The organism is Litoreibacter sp., assembly GCF_058136045.1.
Window position 1 is genome coordinate 11,300 of sequence record NZ_JBYVDD010000011.1, and the last position, 22,101, is coordinate 33,400.

24 protein-coding genes are annotated in these 22,101 nt (G+C 57.3%); 17 read left to right on the top strand and 7 right to left on the bottom strand.

From position 1 onward, the window contains the following. Positions 1 to 4 precede the first annotated feature (4 nt). The 4 genes from AC3Y7R_RS15140 to AC3Y7R_RS15155 all read left to right on the top strand — a co-directional run bounded on the left by AC3Y7R_RS15140 (position 5) and on the right by AC3Y7R_RS15155 (position 2,229). Entirely contained in the window at positions 5 to 799 is a 795-nt protein-coding gene (locus AC3Y7R_RS15140; protein ID WP_490042901.1) for an RHS repeat-associated core domain-containing protein, read from the top strand. Beyond that, positions 762 to 1,061 (top strand): polymorphic toxin type 24 domain-containing protein, encoded by a 300-nt coding sequence (locus tag AC3Y7R_RS15145; protein ID WP_490042902.1) that lies wholly within the window; start codon positions 762 to 764, stop codon positions 1,059 to 1,061. Before AC3Y7R_RS15140 ends, AC3Y7R_RS15145 begins: the two co-directional genes overlap by 38 nt. Next, positions 1,037 to 1,543 carry a hypothetical protein gene (locus AC3Y7R_RS15150; RefSeq protein ID WP_490042903.1) on the top strand — a complete coding sequence of 169 codons (507 nt, stop codon included), beginning with the start codon at positions 1,037 to 1,039 and terminating at the stop codon, positions 1,541 to 1,543. Before AC3Y7R_RS15145 ends, AC3Y7R_RS15150 begins: the two co-directional genes overlap by 25 nt. Positions 1,544 to 1,872: 329 nt before the next feature. After that, positions 1,873 to 2,229, top strand: coding sequence for a hypothetical protein (locus AC3Y7R_RS15155; RefSeq protein ID WP_490042904.1), 357 nt, complete (start codon positions 1,873 to 1,875; stop codon positions 2,227 to 2,229). 109 nt (positions 2,230 to 2,338) lie between these two features. On the opposite strand, the gene pssA is transcribed toward AC3Y7R_RS15155, so the two are convergent. Both pssA and AC3Y7R_RS15165 read right to left on the bottom strand, forming a co-directional pair. After that, the gene (gene pssA / locus AC3Y7R_RS15160) at positions 2,339 to 3,079 is read right to left on the bottom strand and encodes a CDP-diacylglycerol--serine O-phosphatidyltransferase (protein WP_490042905.1); all 741 of its coding nucleotides are present in this window, start codon (positions 3,077 to 3,079) and stop codon (positions 2,339 to 2,341) included. Between the two features lie 3 nt (positions 3,080 to 3,082). Next, on the bottom strand, positions 3,083 to 3,769 hold the full coding sequence (locus AC3Y7R_RS15165) for a phosphatidylserine decarboxylase (RefSeq protein WP_490042964.1): 687 nt from the start codon (positions 3,767 to 3,769) through the stop codon (positions 3,083 to 3,085). Positions 3,770 to 4,110: 341 nt separating this feature from the next. On the opposite strand from AC3Y7R_RS15165, the gene AC3Y7R_RS15170 reads away from it, so the two are divergent. Genes AC3Y7R_RS15170 through ureG form a run of 7 tightly spaced genes read left to right on the top strand, consistent with a single transcriptional unit; the run spans position 4,111 to position 8,986 of the window. Then, on the top strand, positions 4,111 to 4,908 hold the full coding sequence (locus AC3Y7R_RS15170; RefSeq protein ID WP_490042906.1) for an urease accessory protein UreD: 798 nt from the start codon (positions 4,111 to 4,113) through the stop codon (positions 4,906 to 4,908). Positions 4,909 to 4,911: 3 nt separating this feature from the next. Further along, on the top strand, positions 4,912 to 5,214 hold the full coding sequence (locus AC3Y7R_RS15175; RefSeq protein ID WP_490042907.1) for an urease subunit gamma: 303 nt from the start codon (positions 4,912 to 4,914) through the stop codon (positions 5,212 to 5,214). A gap of 9 nt (positions 5,215 to 5,223) precedes the next feature. After that, on the top strand, positions 5,224 to 5,529 hold the full coding sequence (locus AC3Y7R_RS15180) for an urease subunit beta (RefSeq protein ID WP_490042908.1): 306 nt from the start codon (positions 5,224 to 5,226) through the stop codon (positions 5,527 to 5,529). Then, positions 5,529 to 7,238 (top strand): urease subunit alpha, encoded by a 1,710-nt coding sequence (gene ureC / locus AC3Y7R_RS15185; protein ID WP_490042909.1) that lies wholly within the window; start codon positions 5,529 to 5,531, stop codon positions 7,236 to 7,238. Before AC3Y7R_RS15180 ends, ureC begins: the two co-directional genes overlap by 1 nt. An 8-nt stretch (positions 7,239 to 7,246) precedes the next feature. Then, positions 7,247 to 7,720 (top strand): urease accessory protein UreE, encoded by a 474-nt coding sequence (locus AC3Y7R_RS15190; protein WP_490042910.1) that lies wholly within the window; start codon positions 7,247 to 7,249, stop codon positions 7,718 to 7,720. Further along, a complete protein-coding gene (locus AC3Y7R_RS15195) occupies positions 7,710 to 8,357 on the top strand; it encodes an urease accessory protein UreF (RefSeq protein WP_490042911.1) in 648 nt (215 codons plus the stop codon). Before AC3Y7R_RS15190 ends, AC3Y7R_RS15195 begins: the two co-directional genes overlap by 11 nt. Continuing rightward, a complete protein-coding gene (ureG, locus tag AC3Y7R_RS15200) occupies positions 8,354 to 8,986 on the top strand; it encodes an urease accessory protein UreG (protein ID WP_490042912.1) in 633 nt (210 codons plus the stop codon). Before AC3Y7R_RS15195 ends, ureG begins: the two co-directional genes overlap by 4 nt. Before the next feature lie 6 nt (positions 8,987 to 8,992). Here ureG and AC3Y7R_RS15205 read toward each other — a convergent pair whose 3' ends face one another. The 3 genes from AC3Y7R_RS15205 to AC3Y7R_RS15215 form a co-directional block, all read right to left on the bottom strand. Next, positions 8,993 to 11,233: a xanthine dehydrogenase family protein molybdopterin-binding subunit gene (locus AC3Y7R_RS15205; RefSeq protein ID WP_490042913.1), complete on the bottom strand. Its 2,241-nt coding sequence runs from the start codon at positions 11,231 to 11,233 to the stop codon at positions 8,993 to 8,995. A gap of 3 nt (positions 11,234 to 11,236) precedes the next feature. Continuing rightward, positions 11,237 to 11,695, bottom strand: a complete 459-nt coding sequence (locus AC3Y7R_RS15210; protein WP_490042914.1) for a (2Fe-2S)-binding protein — start codon at positions 11,693 to 11,695, stop codon at positions 11,237 to 11,239. A gap of 104 nt (positions 11,696 to 11,799) precedes the next feature. Continuing rightward, complete coding sequence (locus AC3Y7R_RS15215; protein WP_490042915.1) at positions 11,800 to 12,405, bottom strand: helix-turn-helix domain-containing protein; 606 nt, start codon at positions 12,403 to 12,405, stop codon at positions 11,800 to 11,802. 175 nt (positions 12,406 to 12,580) lie between these two features. On the opposite strand from AC3Y7R_RS15215, the gene gcvT reads away from it, so the two are divergent. The 3 genes from gcvT to gcvP are packed head-to-tail and all read left to right on the top strand — an operon-like array spanning position 12,581 to position 16,977. Then, positions 12,581 to 13,678, top strand: a complete 1,098-nt coding sequence (gene gcvT, locus AC3Y7R_RS15220; protein WP_490042916.1) for a glycine cleavage system aminomethyltransferase GcvT — start codon at positions 12,581 to 12,583, stop codon at positions 13,676 to 13,678. A gap of 23 nt (positions 13,679 to 13,701) precedes the next feature. Then, positions 13,702 to 14,067 carry a glycine cleavage system protein GcvH gene (gene gcvH / locus AC3Y7R_RS15225; RefSeq protein ID WP_490042917.1) on the top strand — a complete coding sequence of 122 codons (366 nt, stop codon included), beginning with the start codon at positions 13,702 to 13,704 and terminating at the stop codon, positions 14,065 to 14,067. A gap of 60 nt (positions 14,068 to 14,127) precedes the next feature. Beyond that, the gene (gene gcvP / locus AC3Y7R_RS15230) at positions 14,128 to 16,977 is read left to right on the top strand and encodes an aminomethyl-transferring glycine dehydrogenase (RefSeq protein WP_490042918.1); all 2,850 of its coding nucleotides are present in this window, start codon (positions 14,128 to 14,130) and stop codon (positions 16,975 to 16,977) included. A gap of 10 nt (positions 16,978 to 16,987) precedes the next feature. On the opposite strand, the gene AC3Y7R_RS15235 is transcribed toward gcvP, so the two are convergent. Next, positions 16,988 to 17,992: a Gfo/Idh/MocA family protein gene (locus AC3Y7R_RS15235; RefSeq protein ID WP_490042919.1), complete on the bottom strand. Its 1,005-nt coding sequence runs from the start codon at positions 17,990 to 17,992 to the stop codon at positions 16,988 to 16,990. Between the two features lie 330 nt (positions 17,993 to 18,322). Here AC3Y7R_RS15235 and AC3Y7R_RS15240 point away from each other — a divergent pair, with 330 nt between their 5' ends. The 3 genes from AC3Y7R_RS15240 (at position 18,323) to preA (ending at position 21,417) form a co-directional block, all read left to right on the top strand. Next, the gene (locus AC3Y7R_RS15240; protein ID WP_490042920.1) at positions 18,323 to 18,613 is read left to right on the top strand and encodes an antibiotic biosynthesis monooxygenase; all 291 of its coding nucleotides are present in this window, start codon (positions 18,323 to 18,325) and stop codon (positions 18,611 to 18,613) included. Between the two features lie 153 nt (positions 18,614 to 18,766). After that, a complete protein-coding gene (locus tag AC3Y7R_RS15245) occupies positions 18,767 to 20,110 on the top strand; it encodes an NAD(P)-dependent oxidoreductase (RefSeq protein ID WP_490042921.1) in 1,344 nt (447 codons plus the stop codon). 2 nt (positions 20,111 to 20,112) lie between these two features. Further along, positions 20,113 to 21,417, top strand: coding sequence for an NAD-dependent dihydropyrimidine dehydrogenase subunit PreA (preA, locus tag AC3Y7R_RS15250; RefSeq protein WP_490042922.1), 1,305 nt, complete (start codon positions 20,113 to 20,115; stop codon positions 21,415 to 21,417). A gap of 38 nt (positions 21,418 to 21,455) precedes the next feature. On the opposite strand, the gene AC3Y7R_RS15255 is transcribed toward preA, so the two are convergent. Then, complete coding sequence (locus AC3Y7R_RS15255; protein WP_490042923.1) at positions 21,456 to 22,064, bottom strand: TetR family transcriptional regulator C-terminal domain-containing protein; 609 nt, start codon at positions 22,062 to 22,064, stop codon at positions 21,456 to 21,458. Between the last annotated feature and the right edge of the window lie 37 nt (positions 22,065 to 22,101).

A 22,101-nucleotide genomic window follows, 5' to 3' on the forward strand; every position in this document is an offset into this window, starting at 1 on the left:
GGTGGTGAGCTATCCGCACGCCTCGGTCCGGCTGGAAAATGGCAACCCAAGCTACCTGCACCGCGACCACATTGGCTCGATCCGGCTGATCACGGATGCCCTTGGCGCGCAGGAAAGTCGGCGGGTTTATAAGCCGTTCGGCGAGATGTTCTTAGACGGCGAAAGCGCCACGGCCCTGCCCGAGAGCAAAGGCTGGATCGGCGAGCGGTTCGACGCGGGGGCCGGGCTGCAATACCTAAACGCGCGCTACTACGACCCGGCATTGGGGCTGTTTTTGCAGCCGGATTGGTTCGAGGTGACGCAGGCGGGTGTCGGGACCAATCGGTATGCGTATTCGGGGAATGATCCGGTTAATTTGAGCGATCCGGGGGGGAACTACTCTTGGGGCGAATTCAAAGAGGACGCTAGTGGTTTTTTTGGTGGTTCCGGTGGAGGATCAAATAGTGGCCAATCAGATGCGCAGGCGTATCAGTATGCGGCGTATCAAAATGGGGGGACGCTAGCTTATTCCGATTTCAACAATGCGACTGGGCGAGGCTATTGGGGGCCAAGTTTTGGTAGGTACTCAGATGTCGAAGTAACACAGGGGTGTCGCAGCGGGAACTGTGTGACCAGCGCGCCGTACTTGATATTACGACACCCTCCAGGTCCATTCTCTGCGGGGCGAGGCAAGTACTACAATTCGACGGCAGCGTTGCCGGGTGCACGATATTCACCAAACTCTACGTTTCAAGCCCCCACTCGGTCTTGGTCATTGAAGGGTGCTACGAGGTACAAAAGGCAAGGGCCGGGCGGGTAAGTACCCTCATTTTGGCCAATTACCGAATAGCACATTCTACAAATCCGCTAACGGAAAGGTAACTAGCTACGCGAAATACGACGGAAGTGGACGGATCGCAAAAAGAGTTGACTTGACCGGAGCCGCTCATGGTAATGTGAAGACACCGCATGTGCATAAATTTGGCTACACATCACATACCAATGGTCGAGTTAGTTATAAGCGAATGCAGGAAGTTTTCCTGAGAAGGGCCTATTCATGGGAAATACTAAAACCACGATGAAAGCCCCCATTATCTCACCGCTCGAGTATAAAGGAAGATCTGAAGCGTATGAGAGGTTTCGTTTGGAGAGTAGTGGGGTTGTGCCCTCAAGGACTACGTTTTTGGATGTAACTGTGGGGGCGCAAGTGTTGCTTGAGTTCTGCCAATCAATTTTTCCATCATTTGTAGAAATTGATGGGATAACTACTTATGATGACGGATTAGGCGAATCTTCAAATTTTGATAGAGTTTCTAAGTGGACAAAAAATAAGTCTATTCCAAAGTTTGATATAGAGAAAGTTTTAAATCACCGCCATCTACTAGACTGCTACCAAAGTGTAGATTTATTGAGCGATGATGCGTTGAACGCGTTTGCTCAAGCTCACCTGCTCGCATTGCAAACGAGCTTGGACCGATCATTTCCAAAGCGTGTTTTTAAAGTGGCCTTCGTAGATGACGAGTACACGCTGAGTTTTTGGAGCGCCGATGAGCCAACTATTTAGGTGTGTGTTCGAGTGATTTTGATGCTTCAGTCAAATTAATTGCTTTAGATCAACGCCTTGAATGAAATGAGCCGGTTTCTCGCACCTAAATTTTAGCTGCGCCACAGCTCACTCGTTCCTCCAAATCCTCGAGACTCCTGCCATATCACTCACCTACAAATTCACCACCGACCCGCTTGCCAATAGTTTGGATCAAACCGTTCCATCAGCACCTCCCGTTGCTCATCTGATTCAGCAGGTGTCACAGAAAACCACTTGATGCCTGCTCCGGGACCACGTGGGCCGAGGGCTTCACCCGCAGGTTCAGCTATAACCGCGCAGGCTCTATCATGGCCAAGTCGGACGTTGGCGCCTACCTCTATAACGCGGCCAACGCCAACCACCCCCACGCGCCACATAAGGTCGGCACGACCAATCTGACCTATGACGCCAATGGCAATATGCTGGCTGGCATGGCTGGCAAGGTGATGACCTATGACGGCGAGAACCGGCCGTTGTCGGTGCTCTATCAGGGGCAGGCCACCAGCTATACCTATGGCGCGGATGGCACGCGGTTGAAGCGGGTCGAGGGCGGGGCGACCACGCTCACTTTTGCCAACATCGAGGTCCGGGATTTCAAATCCGGCGCGGAGACGGTGGTGAGCTATCCGCACCCTTCCGTCCGGCTGGAAAATGGCAACCCTTGAACGGAAGGTGGCTTAAGCGAGAACCTGAGGCGACACTAAACCGTGGCAGGTCCAAGCGGCAGAAAATTTATATCTGCGGCAATCACCTAAGGGGCCAAAGACTCCGGCGCTACTTAGACCTCAGGGACAGTTGGAATGCCCGGAGGAGGCTGGCGACGTAGATCGCCGTCATCAAGACAAGCGTCGCCCAGAGGTATGTGAACAGTGCCGCCGCGAGAAGCACGGCCGCGAGCAGCAAGAATTTTGCGTATCCGGCTGCGATTGAGCTGTTCTTGAACGAGTAGGTCGGCACCCGGCTGATCATCAAAAGGCCAATACCGAAAATATAGGCGGTGATGAAGGCAGGGGGGGCAATTGGCAGGTCGGAGAACAGGAACGAGACAAACATCGGAAGCATAACCAAAACTGCCCCCGCAGGTGACGGCACGCCGGTGAAAAAGCTGTCGTCGGCATCGGGATCATCACGTCGGCTGTCCACGTTAAAGCGCGCCAGCCGGAGCACGCAGCAAATCGTATAGCTCAGAACCGCCATCCATCCGGCACCGCTGAAATCTTGCAAGGCCCAGCTATGGAGCAACAATACCGGGGCCACGCCAAAGTTGACAAAATCCGCAAGCGAATCCAGCTCGGCTCCGACCGGGGTAGGGCAGTTCAACAGCCGTGCAAGCCGCCCGTCCAACCCATCCAGAACACAAGCCAGAAGGATCAGCCGCACAGCGGTCTCGTAGTTGCCTTGGTAGCCAAACCGAATGGCCGTAATTCCCGCGCAAATGGCCAAGATTGTCAACAAATTTGGAAGTAAATTTATGACTTTTACATTGGGTTTCTTGTCACTTGCGCGAAAGGGCATAGCTCAATCCGTCCGCGCGGAGCGTGCGGCTTCGGCGGAGGTAAGGTCGGCCAGCACGCTCTCTCCGGCGATCATGGTTTGCCCCAGATCTACCAGTGGTGACACGCCATCGGGCAAATAGACGTCCAACCGAGAGCCGAAACGGATCAGCCCGAAACGCTCGCCGGTGCGCAGGGTGTCGCCCTCAGAGACGAAGCTGACGATGCGCCGCGCAACAAGTCCGGCGATTTGGACAACCGCGATTTGGCGTCCGTCAGTCATCTCGATGCACAGGCTGTTGCGCTCGTTGTCAGAGCTGGCTTTATCCAGCGACGCATTCAGAAATTTGCCCGGCCGGTAGGCGATGGCGGTGATTTTGCCTTCGATCGGGGCGCGGTTTACGTGGCAATTGAAGACGCTCATGAAAACGCTAACCCGTGTAAGGGGGGCATCAGACATGCCCAATTCCGCAGGGGGGACCGCTTTCTCGATGAGGGAGACAACCCCGTCTGCGGGGCTGATGATTAACCCGTCGCGCATCGGTGTCGCGCGCTTCGGGTCTCGAAAGAAGTAGTAACACCAGATGGTTAGGATCACTCCGATCCAGCCCAACGGGGCCCAAATCAGGAAAAGAACAGCCGTTATCGCAGCAAAAATAGCGACGAACTTGCGCCCCTCGGGGTGCATCGGCTTGATGAAGGTGTCGCGCATTTTCACGGAAGTGTCGCCTTTTTTGGAATAATCACCGTTTGCTAGCCTGATCGCTATCAGCCTACAACATATTAAAAAGCGCGTTTTCAGGAAAGGTAAAACTCGCAACGCGGGCAGATGCGGCGCGTGGGTCGCTTTCCGGTGCAAGCAGGGCAGGGCAATGCTGATGGAATGTTGCTCAATTAATGCACTGTTTGGCTTCGGGTGCTTAGTAATTAATCGGTTTGCGCCTGCCAGCAACTGGCGAAGAGGCAGGGGCTGGCGGTCAGCATAAATGAGTGGTTTTATCCCCGCGAACGACGAGAATGGCGAGCCGGACTACGATGCTTGATGGGACTTACATGAAACAACCTCGTGCACTTGGCCGGGCGGAGCTGTCGAGCAAGCTTTACCAAGGGCGCAGTGTTTTGGGCGGGTTGCATCAGGCGGGGTGCATGCGCCTATTGTTCCCGCGCGCGCGCGCCAATTTAAATGCGGTTTTGATCAATACCGCGGGCGGGGTGACGGGGGGCGACAGGCTCTCGCTAAGCGCGCGGGTTGGTCAAGGCAGCACCATGTCCATCACCACCCAAGCCGCTGAGCGGGCCTATCGCGCCCAACCACATGAGGTCGGGCGGGTTGAAGCCGAGATTACAGTTGAGGCCGGAGCGGAGCTTCACTGGTTGCCACAAGAGTTGATCTTGTTTGAGGGCAGCAGGCTGCGTCGGAGGTTGGCTGTTACGCTGGAGAAAACGGCGAAGGCTCTGCTGGTTGAGCCGCTTGTCTTTGGCCGCACGGCTATGGGCGAAACGTTGCATGACATCGAGTTTCGCGACCGTATTTCGGTGTATCGGGACGGGAAGCCGATCTATCTGGATGGGGTGCGGTTGCACGGTAATGCTGCGCAGCATTTAGCGCGATTGGCGACGGGGCAAGGGGCCAATGTGATGGCCAGTCTTGTCTATATCGCGCCCGATGCGCCGCGCCACCTTGAGGCGGTCAGGGCGCATCTGACTACACTTGGCGGCGCGAGTTTGCTGGCCGATGATGTTCTTTCCATTCGCCTTGTAGCACAAGATAGTTTTGTTCTACGCCAACACCTTATCCCTCTTATTGAGCGGCTGTCGAATGACGCCCTTCCTGCCTGCTGGAGGCTATGACCTATGCAACTGACCCCTCGTGAAAAAGACAAGCTTCTGGTGGCAATGGCCGCCGAGGTCGCGCGAAAACGGTTGGCGCGGGGGGTGAAGTTGAACCACCCGGAAGCCATCGCGCTGATCACCGATGCGGTGGTCGAGGGGGCGCGTGACGGGCGCTCGGTCGCGGATATGATGGAGGCGGGGGCGCAGGTCCTCACCCGTGCGCAATGCATGGAGGGAATTCCCGAAATGATCCATGAGGTTCAGGTCGAAGCAACCTTTCCCGACGGGACCAAACTGGTCACCGTTCACAGCCCAATTCGATAGGAGGCGCATATGATCCCCGGAGAGATTTTCCCCGCTGACGGCCATCTGACATTGAACGCCGAGTGCCCTCAAACCGTGTTGATGGTTGCCAATACTGGCGACCGCCCGGTGCAGGTTGGCAGCCATTACCACTTTGCCGAAAGCAACCCCGCGTTGGAATTTGACCGCGCCGTAGCGCGTGGCCAGCGCCTTGATATTGCCGCCGGTACGGCGGTGCGGTTCGAGCCGGGGCAGCGCCGCGAGGTGACGTTGATCCCGATCGGCGGGGCGCGGCGCATATTTGGCTTTAACGCTGCCGTGATGGGAGACCTTTGATGCCTACTCAAATCAAACGCTCTGACTATGCTGCAATGTTTGGTCCGACCACGGGTGACCGTGTTCGGCTGGCCGATACTGACCTGATCATTGAGGTCGAGCGCGACCTGACCACCTACGGCGAGGAGGTAAAATTCGGCGGCGGCAAGGTGATCCGCGACGGCATGGGCCAAAGTCAGGTGCCACGCTCTGGCGGTGCGGTTGATACGGTCATTACCAATGCGCTGATCGTGGATCACAGCGGTATCTATAAGGCCGACGTGGGCCTGCGGGGCGGGCGTATTCACAAGATCGGCAAGGCCGGAAACCCCGATACGCAATCGGGCGTTGATATCATCGTCGGCCCCGGAACCGAAGTTATCGCAGGCGAGGGGCGCATCCTGACGGCGGGCGGTTTTGACAGCCATATCCACTTTATTTGCCCGCAACAGATGGAAGACGCGCTACATTCGGGCGTCACCACGATGCTGGGCGGCGGCACGGGGCCCGCGCATGGCACTTTGGCCACGACTTGCACGCCGGGGCCTTGGCATATCGGGCGAATGTTGCAGTCTGTTGATGCCGTTCCGATGAACATTGGGCTGTCAGGCAAGGGCAATGCGTCACAGCCCGAAGCGCTGGTCGAGATGGTGAATGCAGGGGCCTGCGCGTTGAAACTTCACGAGGATTGGGGCACGACGCCAGCGGCGATTGACTGCTGCCTGTCGGTGGCCGATGATATGGATGTGCAGGTGATGATCCACACCGATACGCTCAATGAATCCGGCTTTGTCGAGCATACGGTGGACGCCATGAAGGGCCGCACGATCCACGCCTTCCACACCGAGGGAGCAGGGGGTGGGCACGCGCCTGACATCATCAAAATATGTGGTGATGCCAATGTGTTACCCTCCTCCACCAACCCCACGCGCCCGTTCACGGTCAACACGCTGGAGGAACATCTCGACATGCTCATGGTGTGCCACCATTTGGACAAATCAATCCCCGAGGATGTGGCCTTTGCCGAGAGCCGTATCCGTCGCGAGACGATTGCGGCCGAGGATATTTTGCACGACTTGGGTGCGTTCAGCATCATCGCCTCTGACAGTCAGGCGATGGGGCGTGTTGGTGAGGTGTTAACGCGCACTTGGCAGACTGCCGATAAGATGAAAAAGCAACGCGGCAGGTTGCCTGAGGAGAGCGGCGAGAACGATAACTTCAGGGTCCGGCGCTATATCGCGAAATACACGATCAACCCCGCGATTGCCCATGGGATCAGCACCGAAATCGGCTCCATCCAAGAGGGTAAGCGCGCCGATCTGGTGCTGTGGAATCCAGCATTCTTTGGGGTGAAGCCCGAGATGGTGCTTATGGGCGGTATGATTGTTTGCGCGCAAATGGGGGATCCGAACGCCTCTATCCCGACGCCGCAGCCCGTATATTCGCGCCCGATGTTCGGGGCGATGGGGCGCGCGGTCGAGCAAAGTGCGGTGACCTTTGTCAGCGCTGCCGCACAGGCCGATGGTATCCGCGAAACGTTGGGGCTGGCCAAGCAAACAGTGGCGGTGAAAAATACGCGAAACATCGGCAAAAAGGACCTCATTTTGAACGATGCGCTGCCAAAAATAGAGGTAAACCCAGAAACGTACGAGGTGCGTGCCGATGGGGAATTGCTCACCTGCGAGCCTGCATCCGAGCTGCCGATGGCGCAGCGCTATTTCATGTTTTGAGGGGCACGATGTCTGATCCAGTTCTGGCGCAATCGTTTCAAAGGTCGGGTGAGTGGTCCGGTGCGGCGGGGAGCTGTACCCTCGATTATGACGCGCGGTTTTTGCGCCGGAAGCGGTTGCAAACGGACGCGGGGGATTTTTTCCTCGTTGATCTTGCCCATACGGCTTCGCTGGAACAGGGCGATGCGTTTGTGCTTTCCAACGGTGATTTGATTGAAGTTATAGCCGCCCCCGAGCCGGTTTTGCTGGTCTCGGGAGATAACCTTGCGCGGCTGGCCTGGCATATCGGAAACCGCCATACGCCTTGCCAGATATTGGCCGATAAATTGGTGATCCGGGATGATCCGGTTATTGCGCATATGCTGGGTCATTTGAACGCGATTTGCGTGAAAGATAGGCGGCCTTTCACACCGGAAGGCGGTGCCTATGGCCACGGGCGTACCCATTCACACGAACACGGGGCCAGCGCGCATGAGCACTGACTTAGACCTGTTAACCATGACGCAATGGCTGTCGCCCAGCTTCCCTTTAGGCAGTTTCGCCTACTCGCACGGGGTTGAAACTGCAATCGCCCAAGGCTGGATCAATGACGCGGCCTCATTGCAATTGTGGCTGCAAGATGTACTTCGAGATGGCACGGGGCGGGCGGATGTGACCTTGCTTTACGCCGCCTATGGGGCCGGTTGCGAACAGGATTTGAGCCGGATTGATGCCACTGCGCGCGCTTTCTCGGCCAGTCGGGAGCGGTTGCGTGAAAGCGTGCACCAAGGCCGTGCCTTTGTCCGAACATTGCGTGAAATCTCAGATATTAACCTTCCCGATTTGGTGTTGCCGGTGGCTTTGGGCTGGGCCAGCGCACAGGTGGGCCTGCCAAAAGCGCAAACTGCGGCGATGTATTTGCACGCCTTCAGCAGCAACATCGTTATGGCCGCGGTGCGGTTGGTCCCGTTGGGCCAGACCGAGGGGCAAAAGGTAATCGCGGCCCTGTCTGTAACTTGCTGCGATGTTGCAGACGCGGCGCTAGGCGATAGTTTGGAAGACCTCTCCAGCACCACATTCCTTTCTGATATTTCGGCCATGCAGCATGAAACCCTACAGCCGAGGCTTTTCCAATCATGACCAAGACAAACGGCCCTTTGCGCATCGGTATCGGCGGCCCAGTGGGGGCGGGGAAGACGACCTTGACCGCGCGTTTGGCGGCGCTGATGTATCCGGCTATATCTGTGGCGGTGATCACCAATGACATCTACACGCAAGAAGATGCGGAGGCGCTGGTGCGGATGCAGGTCTTGCCACAAGACCGGATTTTAGGGGTCGAGACCGGCGGCTGCCCGCATACTGCTATTCGCGAGGACGCCAGCATTAATCTGGCCGCGATTGCCGAGTTGGAAGCCCGTCACCCCGACCTTGATGTGGTGATGATCGAGAGTGGTGGCGACAACCTGTCCGCCACATTTAGCCCCGAATTGGCGGATCTGACGCTCTATGTCATTGACGTTGCGGCTGGCGAAGAAATCCCGCGCAAGGGCGGGCCTGCAATTACCAAATCCGACGTGTTGGTGATTAATAAAACCGACTTGGCCATTCACGTTGGCGCCTCACTAGACGTCATGCGCCGCGACGCTGCGCGGATGCGCGCAGGGCGACCGTTCATCATGGCCTCGCTGCGCAACGGCGAGGGCGCGCGCGAGGCGTTGGAGCTGATTTGCCAGATTGGCGGGCTGCGCGCCGAGGTGTTCAGCGCCTGACTGCCATTAGGCGAAATCTATGAATTTATTGAACGGCATTTCGCGTAACCTCTTGCCAGTGGCCGCGAAAATTGCGTTGGCCAACGCCGGTGCTGCGGGTGGCACGGGCGGCTCTCCGATGCCGCGAATGGCGTCGCCGTTCTCCAGGCCGCGCACCTCGATGACCGGGCACTGCGACAGGCGCATGGCCTCCGCATCCCAGAAATTGACCTGCTCGGCCATGCCGTCTGCATAGGTGATCTCGCAATTCATCGCGTGGCCCAGCCCGAAAATAACACCGCCTTGTACGAGGTTCTCGAAGTTGACCGGATCGACCACGCGCCCGACTTCTGCTGCCACCCAGACCTTATCTATGCGGATGCCGTCCTCGGTATTTGTGACCTCGACCACTTCGGCCGTCGCCACGCCAAAACTCTCGACAAACGCCACGCCTCGGCCTTTGTTAGGGGCCATCTCGCCGCCCCAAGACGACATCTCGGCCACGGCTTCCAACACCTTGCGCGACACGTCGTGGTTCATCAGTCGGATGCGCTCCTCCATCGGGTCGGCGCCGGCCTCATGGATCAACTCGTCAAGGAAGCTGTCAAAAAAGAACCCGCCAGTTGAGGCCCCAACGGAGCGCCACGAGCTGGTCGGGGCAAGCTCTGGCACGGCATAGGTGCGCAGGCGGAAGGTGTTGATTGCATAGGGGTTATTCCACGCGCCTGCCGCCAACTGGCCATCTGGTCCCGGTGCGGGCTGGCCTAAGCGACCCAACTGTGAACGGGTTGAAGAGACGGATGCGATGTTGAGGTCGATGCCCTCGACATGGCCGTCTTTTACTGTGCCTTCGCCGCGTGCCATGGCAATGTGGCGGGGGAAATCATGGGCGAAATCTTCCTCGCGAGAGTAGGTGAGTTGCACAGTTTCGCCACGCATCTGGCTGGCAATCTCGGCGGCTTGTTTGAGATGCTCCATCTCTAGGCGGTGACCAAAACTGCCGCCGATAAACTGGTTATGGAGGTGGATTTGCTCCGGCTCATGACCAGTTATCGCGGCCACTTGTTGTTGGGCAAAACGCGGCGCTTGATGGCCTGTCCATAGGTCAACTTTGTCGTCCGTGACACGGATCACCGCGTTCAGTGGCTCTAGCGGTTGGTGCGCCACATAGGGCGCGCGGTACTCGGCGCGGAGCACTTCCGCATCGCTTAAAGCCGCCGCGATATCGCCGTCATTGCGCCACTCGCTATCTAGGTGATCTGGCGTGAAAGAGGCCGCGACCGCCTTCCAATGGGCGTCTTGCTCGGGCGGGTAGGGGGCGTCGGCCCATTCAAAGTCAATCGCCTCGGCGGCTTGGATCGCGCGCCATGTGTTGTCGGCGATAACCGCCACGCCATTGGTGACTGGAACGATCTTTTTGACGCCGCGCATGGTTTTGGCTTGCGTTGCGTCAAAGCCGATCATCGCCGCCCCTTGGCGCGGGTTTGTCTTGACGGTCGCGTGAAGCATGCCATCAAGTTCCAGATCAATGCCATAGGTCATAGTGCCCGTGGACTTGGCAACAATATCGAGCCGTTTCATGGGTTTACCAATTAGGCGCCACTGTTCTGGCGGCCTGAGGTCGACATTTTCTACGGGTGGAATTTGTGCTGCCGTGGCGGCCAGTTCTGTGTAGGAAAGCTTGCGCCCGTCGGGCAAAATAACTGCGCCTTGGGCTGTGGAAAGCTGCGCGACTGGCACGCCTTCTTGTTGCGACGCGGCCAGCTTTAATGTCTCGCGGGCCACGGCGCCTGCTTGGCGCAGCTTGTCGAAACTGTCGGGAATAGTGCTGGAGCCACCGGTCAGTTGCATCCCCAAAACCTTGGTTAATGCGCCAAAGCCGCTGCGCGCGGTTTCGGCCATGAAGCTGTGATCTGTGGACAAAAACGGGGCCATGTCACTCGCCGCTGCCGTGTTCCAATAGGCGGGGCTTGGGGGGCCGAAACTGACCTCAAACTGTCCGAAATCCAGATCCAGTTCCTCGGCAATCAACGCGGCTTGGGAGGAATGAACCCCTTGGCCTTTGTCGGCGTGGGGCGCGATGAGGGTGATCTTATCGGCGTCAATCAACACCCAAGGGTTGAAGGTCGTGGCCCCCTTAGAGAGCCCGTCTTCCAGCGGGTTATCATGCGGCTTGCGCACAACATAAGCCCCGAAGGCGACGCCGCCCACAATAGCGGCAGAGCCGATCAGAAAACTGCGCCGTGCGATGGTTTTGAGGCGACCCATATTCTAACCCTCCTGCAAAGATTTGGCGGCGGATTTGACCGCAGCGCGGATGCGCGGGTAGGTGCCGCAGCGACACAGATTGCCCGACATTGCATCATCTATGTCTTGATCCGAGGGGGCAGGGTTTCCCGCCAGCAGGTCAGCGGCCTGCATGATTTGGCCGGACTGGCAGTAGCCGCATTGTGCGACCTGATGCTCGATCCATGCGGCCTGAATTTTATGAAGCGCTTCCGGCGTGCCAAGCCCCTCGATGGTGGTCACCGGCCCGACAACATCGGCAATAAGGGTCTGACACGAGCGCACGGCCACCCCGTCAATATGGACAGTACAAGCCCCGCAAGACCCGACGCCGCAGCCGTATTTAGGCCCCTTTATTCCCAACTCGTCGCGCAACACCCACAAAAGCGGCATGTCCTCTTCCACATCAATCTCATGGGGTTGACCATTCACGTTGAGTTCCACAGGCACCTCTTTTGTATCGGGGAGTGTTGCTCTCCAACTTGGTAGACTGAGCGGTTTAGTGCAAGGGGGGCGACCACAAAAATTTGATGGCGCTTAGGGGCGTGTTATTGCTCCAGCGAGACCCACAACACTTGTGCGTCCTCTTCGCTGGTCGAGACGCAGCCGTGCCCCATGCCGCTGTCGTAGTAAACGGAATCGCCGGTGCCCAGATCAAGCGGGCGGTAATGCTCGGTGTGCAGGGTGACAGAGCCGCTGATCACGAACATGAACTCTTCGCCGTGGTGCCTGATCCATGTGTCAAAGTCCGACACATCGCGGGCCTTGATGGTGCTGATATAGGGCAACATCTGCTTGCTGCTCAGCTCATTACACAGCAGTTCATGTTGGTAGGTCTTGGTCTCGCGCGGCTCGCCTTGGCCTGCGCGCGTCACATCGCGGCGCCCCGAAATATCCTCGCGTGCAGATTGGACAAACAACTGTGGCGTGTTCATATCCAATGCGGCGGTGAGGCGGCGCACGATGTCAAAGCTGGGCCGCGTTTGGTTGTTTTCAATCTTCGAGAGGGTGGAGCGGCCAATGCCGGCTGCCTTGCCGACTTCCTCTAGCGTGAGACCTTTTTGCTGGCGGGCGTCACGAATCATTTTGCCCAGCTTGTCCTCATCCGGGGCCTCGGAGCGCGGATCGGTATTGGCATTAGCATTGGTGTCCATTTAACAAAGCCCCTAATTTCCGATGTTTAGCTCGCGGGTAGGCTAGGGCATAAGTGTCGTGGCGACAACAATGTTGCTCATGCGGGAAAAATTCCCTAATAGGAAACATAGAATATTTTTGAGTCTCCGAGGGCTGAAATAGGCCCCCTCAGGAAGGATAAATGCCATGAATGCCATGACTGACGCCCCTAAACGCACCCCGCTTTATGATCTGCATGTCGAGCTTGGCGGCAAGATGGTTGACTTCGCGGGCTGGGAAATGCCGGTTCAATATCCGATGGGTATCATGGGCGAGCACAAGCACTGCCGCGCCAAGGCCGCGCTGTTTGATGTCAGCCACATGGGGCAGGTTTTGCTGAAAGGCGAGGGCGCGGCTGAAAAGCTGGAGGCCTTGGTCCCCGCCGCGCTGAAAGCGCTGCCCGAGGGCAAAGCGCGCTATACGTTCTTCACCAACGAGGCGGGCGGGATCATGGATGATCTGATCGTCGCAAATGCAGGGAGCTATCTGTTTGTGGTGGTGAATGCCTCGATGCGCCATCAAGATATTCCGCATATGGCCAAGCATTTGGACGGTATTGACGTCGTGGAGATTTTTGACCGTGCCTTGATTGCGGTGCAAGGCCCCGCCGCCGAGGCCGTGGTCAGTGCACTGTGCCCGGCAGCCAAGGATATGACGTTCATGCAGACCATTGCAGCCGATATTATGGGCGCGAAATGTCGAATTTCGCGCCTCGGGTATACGGGCGAAGATGGCTATGAGATTTCGATCCCGGAAGGCGATGCCGAGGCGATTGCGCGCGCTTTCCTTGCCCATGAGGATTGCGCGCCAGCAGGGCTTGGCGCACGTGACAGCCTGCGCCTTGAAGCGGGGCTTTGCCTCTATGGCAACGACATCGACAACGACACGTCTCCGGTTGAGGCATCCCTGACGTGGGCCATGCAAAAGCGCCGCCGTGAAGAGGGCGGCTTCCCCGGTGCGGCCCGCATCCAAAAAGAACTGGCAGAAGGTGTCGCGCGCAAATTAGTTGGTATCAAGCCGGACGGTCGCGCACCTGCACGCGAAGGGGTTGAAATACAAACCCTTGCGGGCGTAACAATCGGGTCTATCACATCGGGCGGATTTGGGCCTACCGTGGGCGCACCTGTGGCCATGGGCTATGTCCAAACAGAGCACAGCGCGCCGGGAGAGAAGGTTAACCTGATCATCCGGGGCAAGGCCCAGCCCGCCGAAATCGCCTCGCTGCCCTTCGTGCAGCAAAACTATAAACGCTAATACTTCTAGGGAGCATTCCAGCCATGACCACATATTATTCCGAAGAGCACGAATGGATCACCGTCGAGGGCGATATCGCCACTATCGGCATCACCAAACACGCCGCTGATCAATTGGGTGAGATCGTGTTTGTCGAGCAAAAAGAAGCCGAGGATGATTTCGTGAAAGGCGACGAGATCGGCGTGATCGAATCCGTCAAAGCCGCTTCCGAGATCTATGCGCCTATTGATGGTGTGGTGATCGAGGCCAATGAATTGCTGGCCGACAACCCCGCAGCCTTGAACGAGCATCCCGAGGATGACGCGTGGATCTACAAGGTGAAAATAGCGGACGCGGGTCAGCTTGAGGAACTCATGGACCTTACCGCCTACAAAAAGCTGATCGACTAAAACTTGCCTGTCAAAGCCCCCTGCACGACTGGTGGGCGCGCATTTCTAAGGAAACCTCCGATGGCCTTTCAACTGACCAAATACAGTGCCTATGATTTTGCCAACCGCCGCCACATCGGCCCGTCGCCCTCCGAGATGGACGAGATGCTGAAGGTGGTGGGCTTTGACACGTTAGACCAGATGATCGACGCGACGGTGCCCGCGTCCATTCGCCAAGAACAGGCGTTGGATTGGGGGCCCGCCATGACCGAGCGCGACGCGCTGCACTACATGAAGCAGGTTGCGGGCAAGAACAAAGTCCTGACCTCGCTGATCGGGCAGGGCTACTACGGCACCACCACGCCCGCGCCGATCCTGCGCAACATTTTGGAAAATCCCGCATGGTACACGGCCTACACGCCCTACCAGCCCGAGATTTCCCAAGGCCGCCTTGAGGCGCTGCTGAACTTCCAAACCATGGTGTCTGATCTAACGGGGTTGGACATCGCCAACGCCTCGCTGCTGGACGAATCCACCGCCGCCGCCGAGGCGATGACCATGGCAAAACGCTCGTCCAAATCGAAGGCCAACATCTTCTTTGTGGACGAAAACTGCCACCCGCAAAACATCGCCGTGATCCAGACCCGTGCCGAGCCTTTGGGCATCGAGGTTGTGGTCGCAAACCCCGATGATCTGAACGCGGCGGAGGTCTTTGGCGCGATCTTCCAGTACCCCGGAACCTACGGCCATGTGCGCGACTTCACCCCCGAGATCGCAGCCCTACACGAGGCGCGTGCTTTGGCCATTGTCGCCGCTGACCCGCTGGCGCTGGCGCTGTTGAAATCCCCCGGTGAGATGGGCGCAGACATCGCGATTGGCTCCACGCAGCGCTTCGGCGTGCCGATGGGGTATGGCGGGCCGCACGCCGCCTATATGGCCACCAAAGATGCCTATAAACGCTCCATGCCGGGGCGCATTATTGGCGTCTCGATTGATGCGCGCGGCAACAAAGCCTACCGCTTGTCACTGCAAACCCGGGAACAACATATCCGTCGCGAAAAGGCCAATTCCAACGTCTGCACTGCGCAGGCTTTGCTGGCCGTCATGGCGTCAATGTACGCGGTTTATCACGGCCCCGAGGGCATCAAAGCCATCGCGCAATCGGTGCACCGAAAAGCGTCACGTCTTGCTACTGGTTTGGAAAAATTGGGCTTTGACGTGCAACCAGAGGTGTTCTTTGACACCATCACCGTCGAGGTTGGCGCGTTGCAAGGCGTGATCTTGAACGCGGCGGTGGATAACGAGATTAACCTGCGCAAAGTGGGCGACAGCAAGATCGGTATCTCGCTGGACGAGCATACCCGCGCCGAAACTATCGAGGCCGTTTGGCGCTCTTTTGGTGGCGATATGGTGGACGACAGCGAGGCAAACCGCGAATATCGCCTGCCTGATTACGCCCTGCGCGAAAGCGAATATCTGACCCATCCGATTTTCCACAAAAACCGTGCCGAGGCCGAGATCGTGCGCTATATGCGCCGCTTGGCGGACCGCGATTTGGCGCTGGACCGCTCGATGATCCCGCTTGGCTCGTGCACCATGAAGCTGAACGCCACGATTGAGATGATCCCCGTCACTTGGTCGGAGTTTGCCGATTTACACCCGTTTGTGCCAGCGGATCAGGCTGCGGGCTACCATGAGATGATCGACGATCTGAACGATAAACTCTGCCAGATCACCGGCTATGACGCGATCAGCCAGCAGCCCAATTCCGGCGCGCAGGGGGAGTACGCGGGGCTTTTGACGATCCGCAATTACCACGCCGCACGCGGTGAAGGCCACCGCAACATTTGCCTGATCCCGACCTCGGCGCATGGCACGAACCCGGCCTCTGCACAGATGGTGGGCTATAAGGTTATCCCGGTGCAAGCCGACGAAGACGGCAATATCGACGTTGCTGATTTTCGCGAAAAGGCCGAGAAATACTCGGCTGATCTGGCGGCTTGCATGATCACTTACCCCTCGACCCACGGCGTGTTCGAGGAAAGCGTGCGCGAGATTTGCCAGATCACCCACGGCCACGGTGGGCAGGTCTATATTGATGGGGCCAACATGAACGCCATGGTCGGCCTTGCCCGTCCGGGTGATGTGGGCGGTGATGTTAGCCACTTGAATTTGCACAAAACTTTCTGCATTCCGCATGGCGGCGGTGGTCCCGGCATGGGGCCAATTGGCGTGAAGTCTCATCTGACAGAGCATCTTCCCGGCCACCCGGAATACGGCTCGGCAGTGGGGCCAGTGTCGGCGGCACCGTTCGGTTCGCCCTCGATTTTGCCGGTAAGCTGGGCTTATGTTTTGCTGATGGGCGGCGCGGGGCTGACGCAGGCCACGAAGGTCGCAATCCTGAATGCCAACTACATCGCTGAGCGCCTGAAAGGGGCCTACAACATCCTCTACACCTCCAAAACTGGCCGCGTGGCGCATGAGTGCATCCTTGATACGCGCCCTCTGGCCGAGGCGGGAAATGTCAACGTGGATGATATCGCCAAACGGCTAATGGACAGCGGCTTTCACGCGCCAACCATGTCGTGGCCCGTTGCGGGCACCTTGATGGTGGAGCCGACGGAATCCGAGCCAAAGGCCGAGTTGGACCGCTTTATTGACGCCATGTTGTCGATCCGCGCCGAGGCGCAAGATATCATCGACGGTAAGATCGACCCCGACAACAACCCACTGAAAAATGCGCCCCATACGGTGGCGGATCTCGTGGATGATTGGGACCGGCCCTATAGCCGCAAGGTCGCGTGCTATCCGGCGGGCGCGCTTGGGGTGGATAAATATTGGGCGCCAGTGAACCGGGTCGATAACGCTTATGGTGACCGGCATTTGATCTGTACCTGCCCGCCAATGTCGGACTATGAGGATGAGGAATAGCGCTCAGCCGTTATAAAACCACTCTGGCGTGGGTTTCAGCCGATTTGTAAATGGCGGCCTCGATTTCTTGCACGTGCAGGTAGTCGGCGGCCTCGTTTTCAAAGCCATGACCGGTTCTTAGGCCCTCGACCACATGGCGTTGCAGGGCTTTAACACTGTCGCCGGCAAATCCCTCCCAGGGGTGAGCGGGCAAAACAGTCACGGCGTCCTGCGCCCCGAATTGGCGCAGATGCAGCGCCCCGTCACCAGTCAAATTTAACGTGCCTTCTGTACCTTCGAAGAGGCCTTCGCCGAGTGTCATGCGGTGGTTTTCAGCGGGGTGATCCAACAGACGATTGCCGTCAAATAATGCGCGCCGCCCATCTGCGAACTCCATCATTATATAGCCCGCATCCTCGCCTGAAACTGCCGGATTAAGGCGCCGCAAATCTGCGTAAACAGCAATGGGGGGGCCAAATAAATACCTGAAAGTATCGACTAAATGAATGGCAGTCTCATGGACCAAAAACCGCGGCATCGTCTGAAAGTAAGGCTGTCGATCCAGATAGGCATTCGGGCCTTGCCCATCCCCCGTCCTAAGCCGAAAAGTAAGTTGTTGCGGAGTGCCAATCAAGCCTTCAGAGATCATAAATTTTGCAGCACGGTACCATGGTTGAAATCTAAAATTTTCATGTATTATCAGTGGTATATCTGCATTTTTAGCCAGCAGAGAGACGGCTCTTGCTTCCTCGATTGACGTGCAAAAAGGCTTCTGGCAAATGATTGCCTTCACCCCTGCCGCGAGACCGGTTGCAATGGCTTCGGCGTGGTTGGATGGCGGTGTGATGATGTCCAGAATATCGGGTTTAGTTGCCTCCAGCATGGCAGTCAGAGATGCGAAAATAGGTGCGCCCGTGGCTGTCGCTTTGGACGGGTCGGTGTCGCAAACTCCGGCCAGTATTATCCCCTGCATCCGTCGCCAAGCATCGTAGTGATACCGTGAGAAATACCCGGCCCCAAGCCCTACAACTTTCATAACAGGCACACCGCTATAGCATGTGCGGCCTCCACGGTGCTGGCAGTTCTGCGGATATTTGGCATAATACCGTTTCGGCCTGAAATCGCGCCTGCGGGAGGCATATTGAACCGCAGTGAACGGGTTTGGTTCAGGGGGGAGGCGTCGCAAAACAAGACGAGAGGTAGACCCATAATCTCAGGGTCAATGCCTCTTCTGTCAAACGCAGATAAATCCAAAATATGTGCCATAAAGTCGTTTCTCGCAATCGAGATAGACGCGGTTTGATGTACTAATCTATAAGTAGTTACATACACTATTTGTGAAAAATAATAGAAGGAAGTTTGAATAATGTTTGCCGTGGCCGTTACTTTCAAGATCAATTCTGCGCAGGTTGAGGCATTTATGCCTTTGATTTTAAACAATTCTAGATCCTCCACCTCTGAGGAGCCGGGGTGCCTTCAATTTGATGTTTTAAATGACCCAGACCGACCTACAGAGGTGTTTTTGTATGAAGTCTATGCAGATGAAACTGCGTTTATCGCCCATACGAAGAGTGCTCATTACGTGGTTTGTCAGGCTGCGGTTGAGGGGATGGTCGAGAGCAAAGAGTTTCGCACATTTCGCCATATTCAGCGGTGATCCTCATGGGCTCCGTTCGGCCTCGGATCGGCTCTTGAAGGCTGCGCGATAAACTTTTTGAGGCGAGATTTTTTTAAAAATCAAAATTTTACCAGTTGATAAAATTTTGATTTATGGCAGTGTCTACGAAAGTGAACGCAGCCCGGAGAGCTTATGCCCGATGCCACGCCCCACACCCCCGGTATTAATCCGGGACGCCTGAGTGCCGACACCTTGTCGGAGAATTTTGACGACCTGCATCCGGCCTATGCGCCGCATGAGGCGGCTGTTGCCTCGGATCGGTGTTATTTTTGTCATGACGCACCGTGCATGGATGCCTGCCCGACAGACATCGACATCCCACTGTTCATTCGCCAGATACAAACCGGCACACCGAATGCGGCGGCCAAGACTATCCTGAGCCAAAATATTCTAGGCGGCATGTGCGCCCGGGTTTGCCCGACCGAGACGCTTTGCGAGGAGGTTTGTGTACGTGAAACCGCAGAAGGCAAACCGGTTGAGATCGGTCGCCTACAACGCTTCGCCACCGATACGCTGATGGCCAAAGGCACGCATCCTTTCACGCGCGCCGCCACTTCTGGCAAACGTGTGGCCGTCGTTGGCGCGGGACCTGCGGGCCTGTCTTGCGCGCACCGTTTGGCCATGAAGGGTCATGACGTGGTGATCTATGACGCGCGCCCCAAGGCGGGCGGGCTGAACGAATTTGGCATTGCCGCCTACAAATCCACCGATGATTTTGCCGCTCAAGAGGTCGATTGGCTGATGGCGATCGGGGGCATCACCTTGGAGTTGGGCAAAGCGCTTGGCGAAGGGCTGGATATGGCCGCGCTTCAAAGTGAATTTGACGCGGTATTTTTGGCCATCGGCTTGGGCGGGGTGAATGCATTACGCGCGCCCGGCGAGGATAAGGATGGGGTTTTAGATGCGGTGTCTTTCATCGCCGATTTGCGGCAGGCCTCGGACTTGGACATGCTGCCGATTGGCCGCGATGTGGTGGTGATTGGTGGCGGGATGACCGCCGTGGACGCTGCCGTACAGGCCAAATTACTCGGGGCGCAAAACGTCACGCTGGTCTACCGCCGCGGCTTGGCCCAGATGGGCGCGTCCAAGTTCGAGCAAGACTTGGCGAGTTCTAAAGGCGTGCATATTATCGCCAACGCGCAGCCAGTTGCGGTGCATGGCAACGGCGCGGCGGCAGAGGTGGAGTTCGAATACACCACGACTGGCGCAGAGGGGTTGAACGGCACCGGCGAGATGTTCCGCTTGCGGGCGGATCAGGTGTTCAAGGCCATCGGCCAGACCTTGGATAGCGCCCCAGATACGGTGGACTTGGAGGGGCGCAAGATTGCCGTGAACGGGGCTGGGCGCACCTCGCAATCGGGCGTTTGGGCTGGCGGCGACTGCGCCTCGGGCGGCGATGATCTGACCGTGACGGCCGTGGCCGAAGGGCGCGATGCGGCCGAGGATATTCACTCTACTTTGATGGGAGGCGCATAAGCATGGCCGATCTGACGACCGACTTTCTGGGCATCAAAAGCCCGAACCCGTTCTGGCTGGCCTCCGCGCCGCCGACGGATAAAGAATACAACGTTCGCCGTGCCTTTGAGGCTGGCTGGGGCGGTGTCGTATGGAAAACTTTGGGCATGGAAGGCCCGCCGGTGGTCAATGTAAATGGTCCGCGATACGGCGCTATTTACGGCGCGGATCGCCGCCTTTTGGGGCTCAACAATATTGAGCTGATCACCGATCGCCCGCTGCAAACCAACCTCGAGGAAATCAAACGCGTCAAAGCCGACTATCCAGATCGCGCCATCATTGTGTCGTTGATGGTGCCCTGTGAAGAGCAGGCGTGGAAGGACATCCTGCCGCTGGTCGAGGAGACTGGCGCGGACGGGATCGAGCTGAATTTCGGCTGCCCGCATGGCATGTCAGAGCGCGGCATGGGCGCGGCCGTCGGCCAAGTGCCTGAATACATTGAGATGGTGACGCGCTGGTGCAAGCAATACTACTCCAAGCCCGTGATCGTGAAGCTGACGCCGAACATCACCGACGTGCGTAAACCGGCGGCGGCGGCGCGGCGCGGTGGGGCGGATGCGGTGTCTTTGATCAACACGATTAACTCGATCACTTCCGTTAACCTTGACACAATGAGTCCCGAGCCAAGCATTGACGGCAAGGGCTCGCACGGCGGCTATTGCGGCCCGGCGGTCAAGCCGATTGCCATGTCCATGGTGTCGGAAATCGCCCGTCATCCAGACACGCACGGCCTGCCAATCTCGGGCATTGGCGGCATCACCACATGGCGCGATGCGGCGGAATTTATCACGTTGGGTTGTGGCAATGTGCAGGTCTGCACGGCGGCGATGACCTACGGGTTCAAAGTGGTCGAAGAGATGATTTCCGGCCTGTCCGACTGGATGGACGAGAAGGGCCACACCTCGATTGCGGACTTCATGGGGCAAGCGATTCCGAACGTCACCGATTGGCAATATCTGAACCTCAATTACGTGGCAAAAGCGGTGATTGATCAAGATGCGTGCATCAGTTGTGGTCGGTGTTTCGCGGCCTGCGAAGACACCTCGCATCAGGCAATTTCGATGTCGGATACGCGGGTGTTTGAGGTGATCGATGCCGAATGCGTCGCGTGCAACCTCTGCGTTGATGTTTGCCCGATCGAGGATTGTATTTCCATGGTTCCAATGGCGCCAGGCGAGGTTGATCCGCGCACCGGGAAGACCGTGGAAAAAGACTATGCAAACTGGACAATGCACCCCAACAACCCCGGAGCTTGCGCGGCGGAATAAGAGGGGTTTCAGTCCCCCTTAGAGTGTTTGATATCGCTCTAAGGGGTTAATATCTTTACGAAAATACCGCGTAGATAAGTCAGGGCCTCGTCGAATGGTTCCTCTTCCCCCAAAATCGCGCGAACCTGTACATCAAAGTCAGCGTAATGTTGGGTCAAAGACCAGATCGAGAAGATCAAATGATACGGGTGAAGCTCGGCAATTTTACCCTGAGAAATCCAGCCGCGAATGACCTCGGCCTTCTCATCCACCAGTGGTTTTAATTCCCCCCCGAGGGCGCCTGAAATACGCGGTGCGCCTTGCACGATTTCATTGGCAAACAGGCGGCTTTCGCGTGGGTAAAGGCGGCTTATTTCCAGCTTCCGCTCCACATAGGCAAGGATCTCCGGGATCGGGTCGCCCTGCGCATTCAAGGCGCGCATCGGGTCCAGCCAAGTGTCCATCAAACCGGACAAAAGCTCGGCGTGGATGGCATCTTTGGAGGGGTAATAATACAGCAAATTCGGCTTGGATAATCCCGCCTTGGTGGCAATTTGGTCCAATGTTGCGCCCCGAAATCCGTTGTTCGAGAACACCTCTAGCGCGGCCTCGAGGATGGTGTCGCGGTTGCGTTGCTGAATACGGGTGCGCGGTTGTCCGTCTGCCATATAGATATGCCTTTTTCTTTTGCATTTTCGGGGCTTC

Coding starts and splice junctions, on each gene's coding strand:
- AC3Y7R_RS15150 (WP_490042903.1), top strand. CDS start 1,037: ATGGGAAATACTAAAACCACGATGAAAGCCCCCATTATCTCACCGCTC.
- AC3Y7R_RS15155 (WP_490042904.1), top strand. CDS start 1,873: ATGGCCAAGTCGGACGTTGGCGCCTACCTCTATAACGCGGCCAACGCC.
- pssA (WP_490042905.1), bottom strand. CDS start 3,079: ATGCCCTTTCGCGCAAGTGACAAGAAACCCAATGTAAAAGTCATAAAT.
- AC3Y7R_RS15165 (WP_490042964.1), bottom strand. CDS start 3,769: ATGCGCGACACCTTCATCAAGCCGATGCACCCCGAGGGGCGCAAGTTC.
- AC3Y7R_RS15170 (WP_490042906.1), top strand. CDS start 4,111: ATGAAACAACCTCGTGCACTTGGCCGGGCGGAGCTGTCGAGCAAGCTT.
- AC3Y7R_RS15175 (WP_490042907.1), top strand. CDS start 4,912: ATGCAACTGACCCCTCGTGAAAAAGACAAGCTTCTGGTGGCAATGGCC.
- AC3Y7R_RS15180 (WP_490042908.1), top strand. CDS start 5,224: ATGATCCCCGGAGAGATTTTCCCCGCTGACGGCCATCTGACATTGAAC.
- ureC (WP_490042909.1), top strand. CDS start 5,529: ATGCCTACTCAAATCAAACGCTCTGACTATGCTGCAATGTTTGGTCCG.
- AC3Y7R_RS15190 (WP_490042910.1), top strand. CDS start 7,247: ATGTCTGATCCAGTTCTGGCGCAATCGTTTCAAAGGTCGGGTGAGTGG.
- AC3Y7R_RS15195 (WP_490042911.1), top strand. CDS start 7,710: ATGAGCACTGACTTAGACCTGTTAACCATGACGCAATGGCTGTCGCCC.
- ureG (WP_490042912.1), top strand. CDS start 8,354: ATGACCAAGACAAACGGCCCTTTGCGCATCGGTATCGGCGGCCCAGTG.
- AC3Y7R_RS15205 (WP_490042913.1), bottom strand. CDS start 11,233: ATGGGTCGCCTCAAAACCATCGCACGGCGCAGTTTTCTGATCGGCTCT.
- AC3Y7R_RS15215 (WP_490042915.1), bottom strand. CDS start 12,405: ATGGACACCAATGCTAATGCCAATACCGATCCGCGCTCCGAGGCCCCG.
- gcvT (WP_490042916.1), top strand. CDS start 12,581: ATGACTGACGCCCCTAAACGCACCCCGCTTTATGATCTGCATGTCGAG.
- gcvH (WP_490042917.1), top strand. CDS start 13,702: ATGACCACATATTATTCCGAAGAGCACGAATGGATCACCGTCGAGGGC.
- gcvP (WP_490042918.1), top strand. CDS start 14,128: ATGGCCTTTCAACTGACCAAATACAGTGCCTATGATTTTGCCAACCGC.
- AC3Y7R_RS15235 (WP_490042919.1), bottom strand. CDS start 17,992: ATGAAAGTTGTAGGGCTTGGGGCCGGGTATTTCTCACGGTATCACTAC.
- AC3Y7R_RS15240 (WP_490042920.1), top strand. CDS start 18,323: ATGTTTGCCGTGGCCGTTACTTTCAAGATCAATTCTGCGCAGGTTGAG.
- AC3Y7R_RS15245 (WP_490042921.1), top strand. CDS start 18,767: ATGCCCGATGCCACGCCCCACACCCCCGGTATTAATCCGGGACGCCTG.
- preA (WP_490042922.1), top strand. CDS start 20,113: ATGGCCGATCTGACGACCGACTTTCTGGGCATCAAAAGCCCGAACCCG.
- AC3Y7R_RS15255 (WP_490042923.1), bottom strand. CDS start 22,064: ATGGCAGACGGACAACCGCGCACCCGTATTCAGCAACGCAACCGCGAC.